The 17181-nt window shown below is 74.8% G+C and carries 1 protein-coding gene and 1 pseudogene; both read right to left on the reverse strand.

Features of this window, described 5'->3' with window-relative positions:
• A pseudogene (locus tag ACWD3O_RS27465) lies at positions 1 to 4994 on the reverse strand (type I polyketide synthase); the annotation flags it as partial.
• A gap of 290 nt (positions 4995 to 5284) precedes the next feature.
• Complete coding sequence (locus ACWD3O_RS27470; protein ID WP_451417723.1) at positions 5285 to 16972, reverse strand: SDR family NAD(P)-dependent oxidoreductase; 11688 nt, start codon at positions 16970 to 16972, stop codon at positions 5285 to 5287.
• Positions 16973 to 17181 lie beyond the last annotated feature (209 nt).

A 17181-nucleotide genomic window follows, 5' to 3' on the forward strand; every position in this document is an offset into this window, starting at 1 on the left:
CCGAGGACGACGGCTGCCTCGCGGCGGACGAGCGCGGTGAGCTCGGCCAGCTGCTCGGTCTCCGGCAGCGCGGCGAGCCGTCCCCGCAGCCCGGACGACGACTCGCCCGAGCCCTCCCCCGCACGCCTGCGGCGGTTCCTCACCAGGGAGCGGTAGAGCGCGGGGACGGGCTTGTCGTCCGCGGCACGTTGCTGGGCGGTGAGGTCGAGCTTCACCGGCACGAGGTGGGGAACGGTGTTCTGCTCGAGTGCCAGGTCGAGTGCGGTGAGGGCTTGGGGGCTGGTGAGGGGGGTGATGCCGTTGCGGCGGAGGCGGGCGTGTTCGGCTTGTCCGAGGGTGGCGGTGAGGCCGGTGCCGCCGGAGGGTTGCCAGAGGCCCCAGGAGAGGCTGGTGGCGGGGAGGCCGTCGGTGTGGCGGCGGGTGGCGAGGGCGTCGAGGTAGGTGTTGGTGGCGGCGTAGTTGGTCTGGCCGGCGCCGCCGAGGACGCCTGCGGCGGAGGAGAAGAGGATGAACGCGGCGAGGTCGGGGGCGAGTTCGCGGGTGAGTTCGTCGAGGTGGGTGGCGCCGGTGGCTTTGGGTGTCCAGACGGTGGTGAGGCGTTCGGTGGTCTGGGCGGCCAGGACGCCGTCGTCGAGGACGGCGGCGAGGTGGAAGACGCCGGTCCAGGGGTGGGCGGGGTCGGTGAGCAGGTCGCGGAGGGCATCGCGGTCGGCGGTGTCGCAGGCGATGACCTGGACGGTTTCGGCGCCGGTGGTGGTGAGGTCGTCGATCAGGTCGGGGATGCCGGGGGCGTCGGGGCCGCGTCGGGAGGTGAGGACGAGGTGGCGGATGCCGTGCCGGGTCACGAGGTGGCGGGCGACCTCGCGGCCGAGTTCGCCGGTGCCGCCGGTGATCAGGACGGTGCCGTCGGGGTCGAGGCGTGCGTGACCGTCCTGGGCGGGGGTGGTGGTGACGGGGGTGAGGCGGGCGGTGCGGACCTCGCCGTCACGGACGACCAGCTCCGGTTCGTCCGTCAGCGCGAGGGCATCGAGCAGCAGCGTGCCGTCGGAGGTGTCGATGTCGACGAGTCGGATGGTGCGGTCGGGGTGTTCGGCCCGCGCGGCGCGGATCAGGCCCCAGAGGGGGGCGTGGGCGAGGTCCTGGACACCGTCCCCGGCGTCGACCGCGCCGCGGGTGATCCACACGAGTTCCGTGTTCTCGAGGCGGTCGTCGGCCAGCAACTGCTGGGCGGTCTGCAGCGCGGAGGCGGTGGCGGCGAGGGCATCGGTGGTGGCTGGGGTGGTGGCGTCCACCACGATCCGCTCGGGGGTCTCGGTCAGGTCGTCGAGGTCCGTGACCGGTTGGGCGTCCAGGGCACGGGCCAGTGTCCCGTCACCGCCCAGTACCCATGTGTCCCGCTCGGGTTCTGCGTCGGCGGCGCGGACTGGCCGGAACTCCACCCGGTAGACGTGCTCGACCGACCCACCCACACGCACCTGCTCCGCAGTGGCTTCCCGGAGCCGCAGGCCTTCGGCGTGCGCGACGGGGCGGCCGGACTGATCGACCACCGTGACGCGCACGGTGTAATCCGCCTCGTCCAGCTCGATCGCCACGCGCGCCTCGTCGGCTCCGGTGGCGTGGAGTTCGACGTCGTTCCACTCGAACGGCAACAGGACGGTTCCGTCACTCACAGCGTCGGCGCTCTGGACGCCCATGAGGGTGTGGAGGGCACTATCGAGGAGGGCGGGGTGAATGCCGAAGCCGTCGGTCTTGAGTCCCTCGGGGAGGCGGACCAGACCGTAGGCGGTGTTGCCCTTGCGCCAGAGTTCGGTAAGGCCCTGGAAAGCGGGGCCGTAGTGGAGGCCGCGGGCGGCGAAGGCGTCGTAGAAGCCGCCGAGATCGATCGCCTCGGCGCCGGGAACGGGCCACTGGGCCAGTTCTTCGAAGCCGTCGGTGGTGTTGGTGGTTTCGGTGAGTTCGCCGGTGGCGTGGGTGCGCCAGGGAGTGTCGTCCGAAGCGTCCTCGGTGCGGCTGTAGAGAGTGATCGGACGCTGGCCCTCGCTGTTGGCCGCGCCGACGACGACCTGCAGACGAACCGCCCCGTCCTCGGGAAGGACGAGCGGCTCCAGCAGGGTGAGCTCGGAGACGCGTTCGGCGCCGACGTGGTGGCCGGCGGTCAGGGCGAGTTCGAGGAGGCCGGTGCCGGGGACGAGGACGGTGCCGAAGGCGGCGTGCTCACCGAGCCAGGGCTGGTCCGTCAGAGAGAGGCGTCCGGTGAGGAGGTGTCCCTCACCGTCGGCGAGGCCGAGGGCGGCTCCGAGCCAGGGGTGGTCCGACACTTCCAGGCCGACGGTGCGGACGTCGCCGGACGGCTTCGCCGTCTCGATCCAGAAGTGCTCGCGCTGGAAGGCGTAGGTGGGCAAAGCGACAAGACCAGCGCCGCTGGTGTCGCCGAGGACCTTGTCCCAGTCCAGGTCGTAGCCCTGGACGTGCAGGAGACCGAGGTTGCGCAGAAGCTGCTCGGGTCCGCCGTTGCGGCGGCTGAGGGAGCCGACCACGATCCCGCCGCGTTCGGCGCCGGCGTCGGTCAGCGGCATCGCCAGGACCGGGTGCGCCGACATCTCGACGAACACGGTGTGGCCGTCGTCGAGGAGTTTGGCCAGGGCGCGGTCGAAGCGGACGGGCTGGCGCAGGTTGCGGCACCAGTAGGCGCCGTCGAGCTCGGGTCCGGTGGCGATGTCGCCCGTGACCGTCGAGTAGAGGGGCATGGTCGCCCGGCCCGGAACGAGCCCCGCGTACTGCTCGGAGAGCCCGGGCAGGAGGGGGTCCATCTGGGCGTTGTGGGAGGCGTAGTCGACGTTGATCTTCCGCGCGTACACGCCCTGCTCACCCAGCTGCTCCACCAGCCGCACCACGGCCTCGGCCTCGCCGGAGACGATGGTCGAGCCGGGGGTGTTCACCGCGGCCACGGACAAGGCGCCGTCGAACGGGGCGATGAACTCCTCCACCTCCGCGACCGGTCGTTCGACGAGGGCCATACCGCCCTGACCGGCGCAGGCGAGGACCGCCTGCGAGCGGCGGGCGACGACCAGAGCGCCCTGCTCCAGGGTGAGGGCGCCGGCCACGACTGCGGCGACGACTTCGCCCTGGGAGTGCCCGATCACCGCGGCCGGCTCGACACCAAGCGAACGCCACAACGCGGACAGAGCCACACCCATCGCGAACAGCGCGGGCTGGACAACATCAACCCGGTCGAAGCCCGGGTGGCCGTCCTCGACTCCTGCCAGGACGTCGCGGACCGACCAGCCCGTGAACGGCAGCAGCGCCGCGTCACACGCGTCGACGGCCTCGCGGAACACCGCACTGCTCGCCAGCAGCTCCCGGCCCATGCCGACCCACTGCGAACCCTGACCCGGGTAGACGAAGACGACCTTGCCCCGCCGTTCGGCGAGCCCGGTCACCACCGCGTCGTGCGCCTCGCCCTCCGCCAACGCCCGCAGAGCGGCGACCAGTTCGGACGCATCGGCCGCAACGACGCTCGCCCGTGCCTCGAAGTGGGCGCGGTGTCGGGCGGCGGTGACCGCCACGCCGGCGACGGGCGCCTCAGGGTGCCGTGAGAGCCAGTCGGCCCAGCGGCCGGCCTGCTCGCGCAGCGCGGCCTCGTCCCGGCCGGAGACCACCACCGGCAGCGGGGTGCCGTCGTGCGGCGTCCTAGGGTCCGCCGGTTCGGCGGCGGTGGGCGGCTCCTCCAGCACCACGTGCGCGTTGGTGCCGCTGAGCCCGAACGACGACACGCCCGCGCGGCGGACGCGCTCCGCGTCCTGCGTCCACGGCCGGGCCTCCTGCAGCAGCTCCAGCCCACTGTCCTTCCACTCCACGAGCGGGCTCGGCTGATCGGCGTGCAGCGTCTTCGGCAGCGTTCCGTGCTCGAGGGCGAGGACCATTTTGATGACCCCCACCACACCCGCGGCGGCCTGCGCGTGCCCGATGTTGGACTTCGACGAGCCCAGCCACACCGGCCGGTCCTCCGGCCGTCCCGGCCCGAAGACCTCGGCCAGGGCACCGGCCTCGATCGGGTCGCCCAGCGACGTGCCGGTGCCGTGCGCCTCGATCGCGTCGATGTCGGCCGGCGACAGCCGGGCCGCTTCGAGCGCGGCCTGCACGACCCGCTGCTGCGACGGCCCGTTCGGGGCGGTCAGGCCCTGGCTGCGGCCGTCCTGGTTCACCGCCGAGCCCCGGATGACGGCCAGGACGCGGTCGCCGTCCCGCTCCGCGGCCGACAGCCGCTTCAGCGCCAGGACACCCACGCCCTCGGCCCAGCCGGCACCGTCCGCCGCGGCCGAGAAGGACTTGCACCGCCCGTCCGCCGCCATCCCCTTCAGCCGCGAGAACTCCACGAACAAGGAGGGAGCGCTCATCAGGGTCACGCCGCCGGCGAGTGCCAGGTCGCACTCGTCCTGGCGGAGGGCCTGCACGGCGAGGTGTACGGCCACGAGCGACGAGGAGCAGGCCGTGTCCACCGTGATGGCGGGTCCTTGGAGGCCGAGGGTGTAGGCCACCCGGCCCGAGACCACGCTCGATGCCTTGCCGGTGCTCACATAGCCGTCGAGAGCGTCGAGGTCCCGGCCCAGGTCGCCGTAGTCCGAGCTCATGGTCCCGAGGTAGACGCCGGTGCGGCTCTCCCCCAGCGACGCGGGCCTGATGCCGGCGCGCTCCAGGGCCTCCCAGGAGGTCTCCAGGACGAGCCGCTGCTGCGGGTCCATCGACAGCGCCTCGCGCGGCGAGATGCCGAAGAACGCGGCGTCGAAGTTCTCGATGTCGGCCAGGAAGCCGCCCTCGCGGGCGTAGCTCTTGCCGACGGCCTCCGGATCCGCGTCGAACAGGTTCAGCCCGTCCCAGCGCGACGGCAGCCCGCCCACGGCGTCACCGCCCGCCGCCAGCAGCTCCCAGAACGCCTCCGGCGTGTCGATCCCGCCCGGCAGCCGGCACGCCATCGACACGATCGCGATGGGTTCCCGCTGTCGTGCCTGGCGGGCCTCCAGTTCCGATGCCCGCTTCTGCAGTGCCCGGATCGCGGGGAGTGCGGCTTCCATTGCGTTCTGGTTCGACATCGACACCTTCGAGCCTCTCTGCACTGTCACCGCGGGAGATCGGGCGTCCCGGAGAGCAGACCAGGGACTCCACCACCCAACCGTTCGGGACTTGAGCGGCAGTCGACATGACCTGGTGTTCGGCAGAGGTGAGGCAGGGACCGACGGGTGCTCGGCCCCTGCCTCATCGGCGCTTTCGCGTCGGCGTCCCCCGGTCAGTCCCTGTCGAGACCCGACGCCTCGAACAGTGCGTTGAGTTCGGCGTTGATGTCGTCCACCGAGCGTTCCTCGCCTCCCGCCGTGGCCGCGACGGGCACGGCCACGGCCGCGGCCGCGGGATCCGCGGTGCCGGGGGCCTGCTCGTTGGCCAGCTCGACGAGGCGGTCGAGCAGGCCGCTGGCGTGGAGCCGGTCCGCGGAGAGCCGCTGCAGGGCCCAGCCGAGCAGGGCCTCGGGGTCGTCCGTGCCGGCCGTCGTGGCCGCGTCGGCGGTACCGGAGTCGGCCACGGGCAGCTTCATCCGGTCGAGGATCAGCCCGGCGATGTGCTGCGGGGTGGGGTAGTCGAAGGCGAGGGTCGCCGGCAGGGACAGGCCGCTCTCCGCGGCGAGACGGCGGCGCAGTTCCACCGCCATCAGCGAGTCGAGGCCGAGGTCCTTGAGCACCTGGTCCGGCGCCGGCGAGCCGGTCTCCGACATGCCGAGCACGGTGGCGACCTCACGCAGGACCATGGCGGTGACCAGCTCCGCCCGCTGTTCCGCGGGAGCCGCCAGCAACTGCTCGCGCAGGCCGCCCTGACCGGTCGTGGCGTCGCCCGGCCCGCCCGCGCGGCGCAGCCGGGGCCGCACCAGTGCCCGGAAGAGCGCGGGAACGTCGTCCCCGCGGTCCGCCTGCCGCTGGACGGCCCGCAGGTCGAGCTTGACCGGGACGAGGCTGTCCGCCGGTCGGGCCAGCGCCGCGTCGAGGAGGGCCAGGCCGGTGTCGAACGGCAGCGGCGCGATGCCCTGGCGCCGCATGCGCTCGAGTTCGACCGTGCCCAGATGGGAGGTCATGCCGACGCCGGCCTGGTGCCACAGGCCCCAGGCGAGGCTGGTGACCGGGCGGCCCTCCGCCCGGCGGCGGACGGCGAAGGCGTCCAGGTAGGCGTTGGCCGAGCCGTAGATGCCCTGTCCGGCGGTGCCGAAGGTGCCCGCGGCGGAGGAGAAGAGGACCAGGGCGGCGAGGTCCAGGTCACGGGTCAGCTCGTCGAGGTGGTGGACGCCGGTGACCTTCGGGGTCATCACATGGGAGAGCCGCTGGGCGTCCTGGCCGAGGACGGTGCCGTCGTCCAGGACGCCGGCGAGGTGCAGGACCGCCGTCCACGGGTGATCCTGCGCAGCAAGACCGAGCACTTGCGCAACGTCATCTCGCCGAGCGACATCACAGACCACCACTCGTACGCACTGTGCACCTTCTTCTTCCAGTTCACGGATGAGCTCGGACGCGCCGGGTGCCTCGGGGCCCCGGCGGGAGGTGAGCACCAGGTGGCGCACACCGTGGTGGCGTACCAGGTGCCTGGCGGTCTCCCGGCCGAGTTCGCCCGTGCCGCCGGTGATCAGGACGGTGCCGTCCGGATCGAGCGGCCGCGGGGACGCCGCGTCGGACACGCCGTCCGACACGGCGTCGGCGCGGGTCAGGCGTGCGGCACGCGGTTCGCCCGCCCGGACGGCCAGCTCGGGCTCCCCGGTGGTGGCGAGGGCGCGGACGAGGCCGTCCCGGTCCGTGTCGTCGGGGCCGAGGTCGATCAGGCGCAGCCCGCGCTCGGGGTGCTCGGCCCGGGCCGAGCGCAGCAGACCCCACAGAGGCGCGTGGGGTAGTCCGTCGAGCCGGTCGTCCGGCACGGCGGACACGGCGCCCCGGGTCACCCAGACGAGTTCCGTCGCCGTGAGCCGCTCGTCGGCCAGGAGCGTCTGGAGCTGGGCGAGGGCGTGCTCGGTGGCCCGGTAGGCGGCCTCCGGCCCGCTGTCGAACGGGGGGCGGCCGGTGGCGTCGACGACGATACGGGCGGGTGCGCCGCTCTCCGCGCCCAGCAGGGCCGCGAGCTCGTCGGTGTCGGCGAGGCAGGGCAGGCCCAGCAGCCCGGCGAGCGCACCGGTGCCGCCGAGAACGGCGGACGCGGCCGGTCCTTGGGGACGGGACGCCGGCACCGGACGCCACTCCAGGCGGTGCAGTCCGTCGGCGGCCCCGCGCGCCGCGCGCAGTTGCGCCGCGGTGGCCCGGCGCAGGTGGAGCGCGCCGATCCGGACGACGGGTTCGCCGGTCGTGTCGCACGCCCAGAGCCGGATCCGGAGTCCTTCCTCCGAGCGCCGGTCGCCCGTCTCGGGAGGCAGCACGTCGATACGGACGCGCAGGTCCGCGCCGCCGGCGGCGTACAGCTCCACGTCGCTCCACTCGAAGGGCAGCAGTGCGCCCTCCGTCTCCGGCTCGCCGGGGGCGGCGGTCACGGACCGCATGACGTGCAGCGCGGTGTCCAGCAGCGCCGGGTGGAGCAGGAAGGCGTCGGCGGAGGCCGTCGCGGGCAGCTGGACGGTGCCGTAGGCGGTGTCACCCTTGCGCCACAGTCCGGTCAGTCCCTGGAAGACGGAGCCGTAGTCGATGCCCTGCGCGGCGAAGCGATCGTAGAAGCCGTCGAGTGGTACGCGCTCGGCCGCGGCGGTGGCCGTCGGCCAGCCGCGCAGCTCGGCGAAGACCGGGTCCGTGGTGGGCGCGGGAACCGGCGCTGCGGCGTCCCGCAGTTCCCCGCTCGCGTGGCGGGTCCATTCGGCGTGTGCCCCGTCGGCGCTGCTGTGGACGGCGATCGTGCGCCGGCCCGCGGTGTCCGGTGCGCCGACGGTGACCTGGATGCGCACCGGGTCGTCGACCACCAGCGGTTCGGCCAGCGTCAGCTGGGCGACACCCGCCGCGCCCGCCTCGTGGGCCGCGGCGGTGGCGAGCTCCAGCAGACCGGTGCCGGGGACCACGGCGGAACCGAAGACGGTGTGGTCCCTCAGCCAGGGCTGGTCCGCGAGCGACAGCCGCCCGGTGACCAGGTGCCCCTCACCGTCCGCGAGCGGGGTGACGGCGCCGATCCAGGGGTGCGCGGAGGCCTCGAGCCCGAGCGACCCGGCGTCACCCGACGGCTTCGGGGTCTCCAGCCAGTAGCGCTCGCGCTGGAAGGCGTAGGTGGGCAGAGCGACAGGACCAGCATCGCCGGCGTCGCCGAGGACCTTGTCCCAGTCCAGGTCGTAACCCTGGACATGCAGGAGGCCGAGATTGCGCAGAAGCTGGCCCGGTCCGCCGTCGCGGCGGCTGAGCGAACCGACCACGATCCCGCCGCGTTCGGCGCCGGCGTCGGTCAACGGCATCGCCAGGACCGGGTGCGCCGACATCTCGACGAACACGGTGTGGCCGTCGTCGAGCAGCTTGGCCAAGGCGCGGTCGAAGCGGACGGGCTGGCGCAGGTTGCGGCACCAGTAGGCGCCGTCCAGCTCCTGCCCCGAGGCCACCTCGCCGGTGACCGTCGAATAGAACGGGATGGCCGCCTGCCCCGCGACCAGCCCCTCGAAGTGCTCGGCGAGAGCCGGCAGGAGGGGGTCCATCTGGGCGTTGTGGGAGGCGTAGTCGACGTTGATCTTCCGCGCGTACACGCCCTGCTCACCCAGCTGCTCCACCAGCCGCACCACGGCCTCGGCCTCGCCGGAGACGATCGTCGAGCCGGGGGTGTTCACCGCCGCCACGGACAGCGCGTCACCGAACGGCGCGATGAACTCCTCCACCTCCCCGACCGGCCGCTCGACAAGCGCCATGCCGCCCTGACCGGCGCAGGCGAGGACCGCCTGCGAGCGGCGGGCGACGACCAGAGCACCCTGCTCCAGGGTGAGGGCGCCGGCCACGACTGCGGCGACGACCTCGCCCTGGGAGTGCCCGACCACCGCGGCCGGCTCGACACCAAGGGAACGCCACAACGCGGACAGAGCCACACCCATCGCGAACAGCGCGGGCTGCACCACGTCGACCCGGTCGAACCCGGGGTGGCCGTCCTCGACTCCTGCCAGGACGTCGCGGACCGACCAGCCCGTGAACGGCAGCAGCGCCGCGTCACACGCCTCCACGGCCTCGCGGAACACCGCACTGCTCGCCAGCAGCTCCCGGCCCATGCCGACCCACTGCGAACCCTGACCCGGGTACACGAACACGACCTTGCCCCGCCGTTCGGCGAGCCCGGTCACCACCGCGTCGTGCGCCTCACCCTCCGCCAACGCCCGCAGAGCGGCGACCAGTTCGGACGCATTAGCCGCGACGACGCTCGCCCGCGACGGGAAGTGCGTGCGGTGACGCGCCGCGGTCACGGCGACATCCGTGACCGGGGCCTCCGGGTGCTCGGACAGGAAGTCCGCCCAGCGGCCCGCCTGCTCCCGCAGCGCGGCCTCGTCCTGGCCGGACACCACCACCGGCACCGGCCGACCGCCTGCGGCGGCCGGAGCCGAGGTCGCCCGGACCGGCGGTTCCTCGACGATCACATGGGCGTTGGTCCCGCTCAGCCCGAACGACGACACGCCCGCCCGGCGAGGACGGCCGCCGTCCCGCTGCCAGGGCTCGAGCTGGTCGACCACGCGCACGGGCAGGTCGTCCCAGGCGATCGCCGGGTTGCGGGGGGTGCTGCGCACGGTGGCGGGCAGCGCGTCGTGCCGGAAGGAGGCGAGCAGCTTGCAGACGCCCGCGATGCCCGCCGCGGACTCCAGGTGTCCGATGACGCTCTTCGCCGTGCCGAGACCGAGGGCGTTGCCGGGCTCACGGCCCTTGCCGTAGACGGCGGCGAGGGCCTGGACCTCGATCGGGTCGCCCAGCGAGGTGCCGGTGCCGTGGCACTCGACGTAGTCGACGTCGGCCGGGGAGAGGCCGGCCGAGTCGAGCGCGGCGCGGACGACCTTCTGCTGCGAGGAACCGTTGGGGGCGGTGATGCCGCTGCTGGCGCCGTCGTGGTTGACGGCGGTGCCGCGGATCACCCCGAGCACCGGGCGGCCTTGGGCGAGGGCGTCCGACAGGCGCATGACGGCGATCACGCCGACGCCCTCACCACGGCCGTAGCCGTCGGCGTCGGCGGAGAAGGTCTTGCTGCGGCCGTCCGGCGCGAGGGCGTGCGAGCGGCTGAGCCCCACGAACGCGCCCGGGTCGGCGAGCACCTGCACACCGCCGGTGAGGGCCAGTTCGCACTCGCCGGCGCGCAGCGCCTCGCAGGCCAGGTGCAGGGCGACCAGGGAGGACGAGCAGGCCGTGTCGACGGACAGCGCGGGTCCCTGCAGGCCCAGGTGGTAGGAGAGCCTGCCCGCGTTGAAGCTGGAGAGGCTGCCGGTGAGGGTGTAGGTGTCGGCGCTGCCGCCCTGCCGGTACTTGCCGTACTCGCCCGCCCCGGCGCCGACGAAGACGCCGGTGCGGGAGTCCCGCAGGTCGCGCGGGCGGATCCCGGCGTCCTCCAGGGCGTTCCAGGCGGCTTCCAGGAGCAGCCGGTGCTGGGGGTCCATGGGTTCGGCCTCACGCGGGCTGATGCCGAAGAAGGCCGCGTCGAAGCCGGCGACGTCGCGCAGGAACGAGGCGTGACGGGTGTAGGTGCGGCCCTCCGCGTCGGGGTCCGGGTCGTAGTAGGCGTCGATGTCGAAGCGGTCGGCGGGCACCGTGGTGACCGTGTCGCGGCCCTCGGCGAGGACGGCCCACAGGCTGTCGAGGTCGACGGCGTCACCGGGCATGCGCAGGCCGGTGCCGACCACGGCGAGCGGCTCGTCGCCGCGCGCACGGACCGTCGTGGTACCCGGGGCGTCGGTGGTGGCGGGGGCGAGTTCCTCGAGCAGCCACCGGGTGGCCGAGGCCAGGTCGGGCCGGTCGAAGGCGAGGGTCCGCGGGGTGGTGACTCCGGTGCGCCGCTGGACGCGGGCGCTGAAGTCGACGGACATCATCGAGTCGAAGCCGAGGTCCTTGAAGCCGCGTTCGGGGTCGAGCGAGCGCGGATCGGCCACCCCGAGCACGGCGGCGGCCTCCACGGCCAGCAGGTGCCGGACGTGCTCCTCACGGGCGTCCTCCGGCAGGTCGAGCAGGGTGGAGCGCAGCGAGGTGTCCGGACCGGCGGGTGCGGCGGGGGCGGCTTCGGGGATGCCGCGCAGCAGGGGACGGTCGCGGCCGTCCGTGAAGGCGGCGGAGGCCTGCGGCCAGTCGACGTCCGCGACGACCGTCGTGGTCCGGGTGTGCCGGGCGGCGAGGGCGGCGTCGAGGGCGGCCAGGGCCTGCCGTACGGGCAGGGGGGTCAGGCCGATGCGGCGCAGCTGGGTCTCGGCGGCGCCGTGGGTCATGCCGCCGTCCGCCCACGGTCCCCAGGCGAGGGAGATCGCGGGCAGGCCCTCGGCGCGGCGCCGGGCGGCCAGGGCGTCGAGGGCGGCGTTCGCCGCCGCGTAGTTGGCCTGGCCGGTGTTGCCGAGCACGCCGATGACCGAGGAGTACAGCACGAAGGCGTCGAGGTCGCGATGGCGGGTGAGTTCGTGGAGGTGCGCGGCCGCGGTCTGCTTGGGGGCCGCGGCGGCCGCCAGGGCCGCCGTGTCGAGCCGGGTGAGCAGGCGGTCGTCGAGGACGCCCGCGGTGTGGAAGACGGCGCGCAGCGGGGTGGCGTCGTCGTCGATCCGGTCGAGCAGGCCGGCCAGGGCCGCCCGGTCGGTGACGTCGCAGGCGGTGACGGTGACGCGGGAGCCGGCGGCCTCGAGCTCGGCGGCGAGTTCGGCCGCGCCGTCGGCGGCCGGGCCGCGGCGGGACACCAGGACGAGGTGTTCGGCGCCGCGTGCGGCCAGGTGGCGGGCGAGGTGCCCGGCGAGGGCCCCGCTGCCCCCGGTGATGAGGACGGTGCCGCGGGGCTTCCAGGGCCGGGCGGCGGTGTGCCCGGCGCGGCGCAGCCTGCGGACGAGACGTCCGGCCGGCCGCAGGGCGGTGTGCTCCTCGGCGGCGGGGGTGCCGTGGGCGGCGAGGGTGGCCAGCAGTTGACGGGTGACGGCCGGGTCGAGCGGGCCGGTGGGCGCGGTGCCGGCGGGCAGGTCGACGAGGCCGCCCCAGCGGTCGCCGTGTTCCAGGGCGACGACGTGGCCGAGGCCCCAGACGGCGGCCTGTTCCGGGGCGGGCGCCGGGTCGTCGGGGCGGGCGGCCACCGCGCCCTGGGTGATCAGCCACAGCGGTGCCCGCACCCCGGCGTCCGACAGGGCCTGGACGAGCGTGAGGGTGTGGGCGGTGCCGTTGCTCACGTCCGGGTGCGCGGGATGGGGGGCGGTGTCGGCGGCGGTGAGGGCGAGGACCGCGTCGAAGGTCTCGTCGCCGCAGGCCGCGGTCAGGGTCGCGGCGAGGGCGGCGCGGTCGTCGTCGGTGGTCAGCACGCGGGTGCGGGCGCCCGTGCCGGCCAGCGTCGTGGCGAGGTGGTCGGCGAGCGGGAGGGCGGCGGGCGGAGCGGCGATCAGCCAGGCGCCGGGCGCGGCGGGCGCGGTGCCCGGGACGGCGGACGGCTCCCAGGCCTCCTCGTACATCCGGTCGGCGGTGCCGGCGGACGTGTCCCGCTGTTCGCGCCAGGCGGCGAGGTAGGGCAGGGCGGTGGCGAGGTCGTCGGGGTCGTCGGCGCCGAGCAGTTCCGCGAGGCGTTCGGGTCCGCCCGCGCCCACGGCGTCCCACAGGGCGTCGTCGGCGGAGGACGCGGCCCGCCGGTCCCCGCCGCGGGAGGTCTCGAGCCAGTAGTGGTCCTGCTGGAAGGCGTAGACGGGAAGGTCCACGGGACGGCCCTGGGGCAGGGCCAGGTCCCAGGCGACGTCCTGGCCGCAGACGTGCAGCGCGGCCAGCGCCCGCACCAGGGCGCCCACCTCGTCCACCGGCTCCCCCGGTGTCCGGGGGGCCCGCTGCGAGGCGACGAACACCGCCTGGCCCTGCGCGCTGCCCGCGGCCATCGCCGACAGGACCGCGGCCGGACCGCACTCCAGGTAGCGGCCCACCCCTGACGTCTCCAGGGTGCGCACCACGTCGACGAAGCGCACCGCGTCCCGCACCTGCCGCACCCAGTACCGCGGGTCGGACAGTTCCCCGGCGGTCGCCCAGGTGCCCGTCACCGAGGACGCCAGCGCCACGCGCGGGGCGTGGAACGTGCACGATGCCGCGACCTGCCCGTACTGCTCGAGCATGGCCTCCATGTGGGGCGAGTGGAAGGCGTGCGAGACCTCCAGCCGGCGGGTGCGGCGGCCCTGGGCGGCGAACCGGGCGCGGACCTCCTCCACGGCCTCGGTGTCACCGGACACCACGGTCTGCACGGGGGTGTTCAGCCCCGCCACCGACACCCGGCCGGTCACGGTGGCCAGGACCTCCGCGACCTCCGCCTCGGAGGCCTCCACCGAGGCCATCGCGCCGCCCCGCTCGCAGGACTGCATCAGGCGGCCGCGTGCCGCGACCAGACGCGCGGCGTCCGCCAGGTCCAGAACCCCGGCGACGTGGGCCGCCGCGATCTCGCCGACCGAGTGCCCGGCGACCGCGTCCGGTGCGGCGCCCCAGGACCGCCACAGCCGGAACAGGGCGACCTCGACCGCGAACAGCGCCGGCTGGGTGAACTCCGTCTCGTGCACCAGGGCCGCGTCGGCGCTGTCCGGCGCGGCGAACACCGCCGCCGCCAGCGGGACGCGCAGGTGCGGGTCGAGCGCCGCGCACACCTCGTCAAAGGCCTGCCGGAACACGGGGAACGCCGCGTACAGGCCGCGGCCCATGCCCACGCGCTGGCTGCCCTGGCCGGTGAACAGCACGGCCAGGCCGCCGCCGGCCACGGCGCCCTCCACCACGTCCGGGTGGGCGCGGCCGTCCGCCAGCGCCCGCAGCCCGTCCACCGCCGCGTCCGCCGACAGGGCGGTCACGGCGGCCCGGTGCTCGAAGTGCGTGCGGTGCCGCGCCGCGGTGGAGGCGACGTCGAGGAGGTCGCCCAGACAGGCCCCGGCAAGGCGGTCCGCGAGCTGGGCGGCGTTGCGGGCCCGGGACTCCTCGGTCCTGCCGGAGACGGTCAGGACCACGGGCGCCCCGAGAGCGGTGCGTTCCCGACGGCCGTGGAGGGCGTGCCAGTCGATGTCGTGGCCCTCGCACCACAGCAGGGCGGCGAGCTCCTCCAGGCAGGGGCGGGCGAGCGCGTCGCGCCGGCCCGTCGTCAGGACGCCGGAGCGGGTGTCGCCCAGGGCGGTGAAGGTCCGTTCGAAGGAGTGCCGGGCCACGGGGTGCGGGGAGATCTCGACGATGCGCAGGCCGCGGGTGGCGGCCGGTCCGGCGCCGGTGAGCCCGCAGACGGTCTCGGCCAGGAGCATCGGCTCGCACATGTTGGCCGCCCAGTACGCGGCGTCCAGGGCGTGTCCCGCCACGGGTTCGGCGGTCACGGTGGAGACGAAGGGCACGGACGTCGTCCGGGTGCGCACGGTGCCGAGGCGGCGGACGAGTTCGGGGGCCAGGTCGCGCAGCGCGGCGCTGTGCGAGGCGTAGCCGATGTCGACCCGCAGGGTGCGCACACCGTCGTCGGCGAGCCTGCGCTCGAGGGCGGCGACGGCGTCGGTGGGCCCGGACAGGCAGACCTGCCCCGGGGCGAGGTGACCGGCGACACCGACGCCGTCACCGGCCTCGCGGACGAGTGCGCCGGCCTCGTCGACGGTGAGGTCGCAGACGACGACGGCGCCGTGACCGTCGGCGCGTTCGGCGACGAGCGCCGACCAGGTGGTGATGACCCGGGCGCCCTCCTCGAGGGACAGGGCACCCGCGGTGACGGCGGCGGCGACCTCGCCGACGCTCTGGCCGAAGACGGTGTCCGGTTCCAGCCCCCACGCGGTCAGGGTGCGGGCCAGGGCGATCTGCACGGAGAAGAGGACGGGCTGCACGACGTCGGTGCGGTGCAGGCGCGAGCGGTCCGAGCCGGCGAGGAGTTCCTCGACGACCGACCAGCCGGTGTACTGCCGCACGGCGTCGTCGCAGGCGTCGAGGGCGGTGCGGAACGCGGGTTCGGTGAGCAGGTCACGGCCCATGCCGAGCCACTGCGAGCCGTGGCCGGAGAAGAAGAAGGCGAGCGGTGTGCGCGGCGCGGGCGGCACCGGGCCGGCGACGAGGTCGGCGGCGCCCGGGCCGGTGACGGCCGCGACGGCGCGGTGGCCGTCGGACGCCGCGTCGGCGGGCGGCGGAGCGGCCCCCGCGAGGGCGGCCGGATCGGCGACGGCGCGCAGCAGCTCCTCCTCACCGGACGCGGTGACGGGCACCAGACGGCGCCGGCGGTGCGGGGCCTCCTCCAGGGCGACGTGGGCGTTGGTGCCGCCGAAGCCGAAGCCGCTGACCCCGGCGTAGCGCCGCCGGGCCCGGGGCCAGGGCCGCTGCTCGGTGACGACGTCGAGTTTCGCGCCCTCGAAGTCGATGTGCGGGTTCGGCTCGTCGAAGTGCAGGCTGGCGGGGAGTTCGCCGTGGTGGAGGGCGAGGGCCGTCTTGAGGAGGCCCACGACGCCGGCGGCGGGCTCCAGGTGCCCGAAGTTGGTCTTCGCGGAGCCGAGGAGCAGGGGCCGGTCGCGTCCCTCGGCGAAGACCGCGCCCAGCGCCTCCGCCTCGATGGGGTCGCCGAGGAGGGTGCCGGTGCCGTGGGCCTCGACGTAGGAGACGTCCTGGGGGTCGACGCCCGCGTCCTGCCAGGCGGCGCGCACCACGTCCACCTGCGCCTGCGGGTTGGGGGCGGTCAGGCCGTTGGAGGCGCCGTCGTTGTTGACGGCGGTGCCCCGGATCACGGCGTAGACGCGGTCGCCGGCGGCGAGGGCGTCGGACAGGCGGCGCAGGATGACCACACCGCAGCCCTCGCCGCGGACGTAGCCGTTGGCGGCGGCGTCGAAGGCGCGGCACTGCCCGTCGGGGTTCATGCCGCCGAACTTGGTCATGGCGACGGTGGTGTCGGGGTGCAGCATGACGTTGACGCCGCCGGCGAGGGCGAGGTCGCTCTCGCCGCGGCGCAGGCTCTGCACGGCGAGGTGGGTGGCGGTGAGGGAGGAGCTGCAGGCGGTGGCGACGGCCATCACCGGGCCCTGCAGGCCGAGGGTGTAGGCGATGCGGGCGGGGATGATCGAGTTGTCCCAGCCGACGGCGGAGTGGATGCCGATGCTCTCGGGATCGGCGCCGGTGGCCAGGTGGTACTCCTGCGCCATGGCGCCCATGAAGACGGCGGTGCGGCTGCCGGCGAGGGTGCCGGGCACGATGCGGGCGTCCTCCAGCGCCGCCCACGCGACCTCCAGCGCCATGCGCTGCTGCGGGTCCATGTGCCGGGCCTCGGCGGGGGAGATGTGGAAGAGACCGGGGTCGAAGCGGGAGACGTCGTCCAGGAAGCCGCCCCAGCGGGTGGTCATCCTGCCGGGGGCGAGGGGGTCGGGGTCGAGCCACGCGTCGGCGTTCCAGCGGTCGGCGGGCACTTCGCGGATCGCGTCGAGACCCTCGGTGAGGGCCCGCCAGAGGGCGTCCGGGGTGTCGATCCCCCCGGGCAGACGGCAGCCGAGACCGACGACGGCGATCGGCTCGTCGACGGTGGCGCCCGCCGTCCGGACCGCGGCGGCCGGCGCGGCGGCACTGCCGGTGACGTGCGCGGCGACGGCGGTGATCGTGGGGTGCTGCCACATCACCCAGCTGGGCACGGGTCGGCCGAGACGGTCCGCCAGGGCCGCGGCGAGGGACAGCGTCCGCGCCGAGTCCAGTCCCAGGTCGCGCAGCGGCCGGTCGGCGGCGACGGACTCCGGGACGACGTCCAGCAGGCCGGCGACCGTGGTGCGCAGGAAGGCCACGACGTCCTCGGCGGTGGGGGCCTGCTCCTCGCCGCTGTTCACCTGGGCATGACTCATCTGCTCATCCTCGAAGCTCGTTGACGCCAACGACCGGCGCCCGCGGGCGGGCGCGTTCCGTGCACGATGCCCGTCCCACCCTCGGACGCGGCCCTGGAGAAGGGCTGGAGCGGTGCTTCAGTCCGGCCCCGGACGCTCGCGGGAGCGCGGGCCGGGCCGTCGTGTCCCGGGCCGCCCGGCCCGCCCCGCGGCGCGGTGCCGGGGGCGGG

The organism is Streptomyces sp. NPDC002640 (genome assembly GCF_053592575.1).

What these genes read in the sequence shown, in the direction of transcription:
- ACWD3O_RS27470 (WP_451417723.1), bottom strand. Translation starts at nt 16,972, where the DNA reads ATGAGTCATGCCCAGGTGAACAGCGGCGAGGAGCAGGCCCCCACCGCC.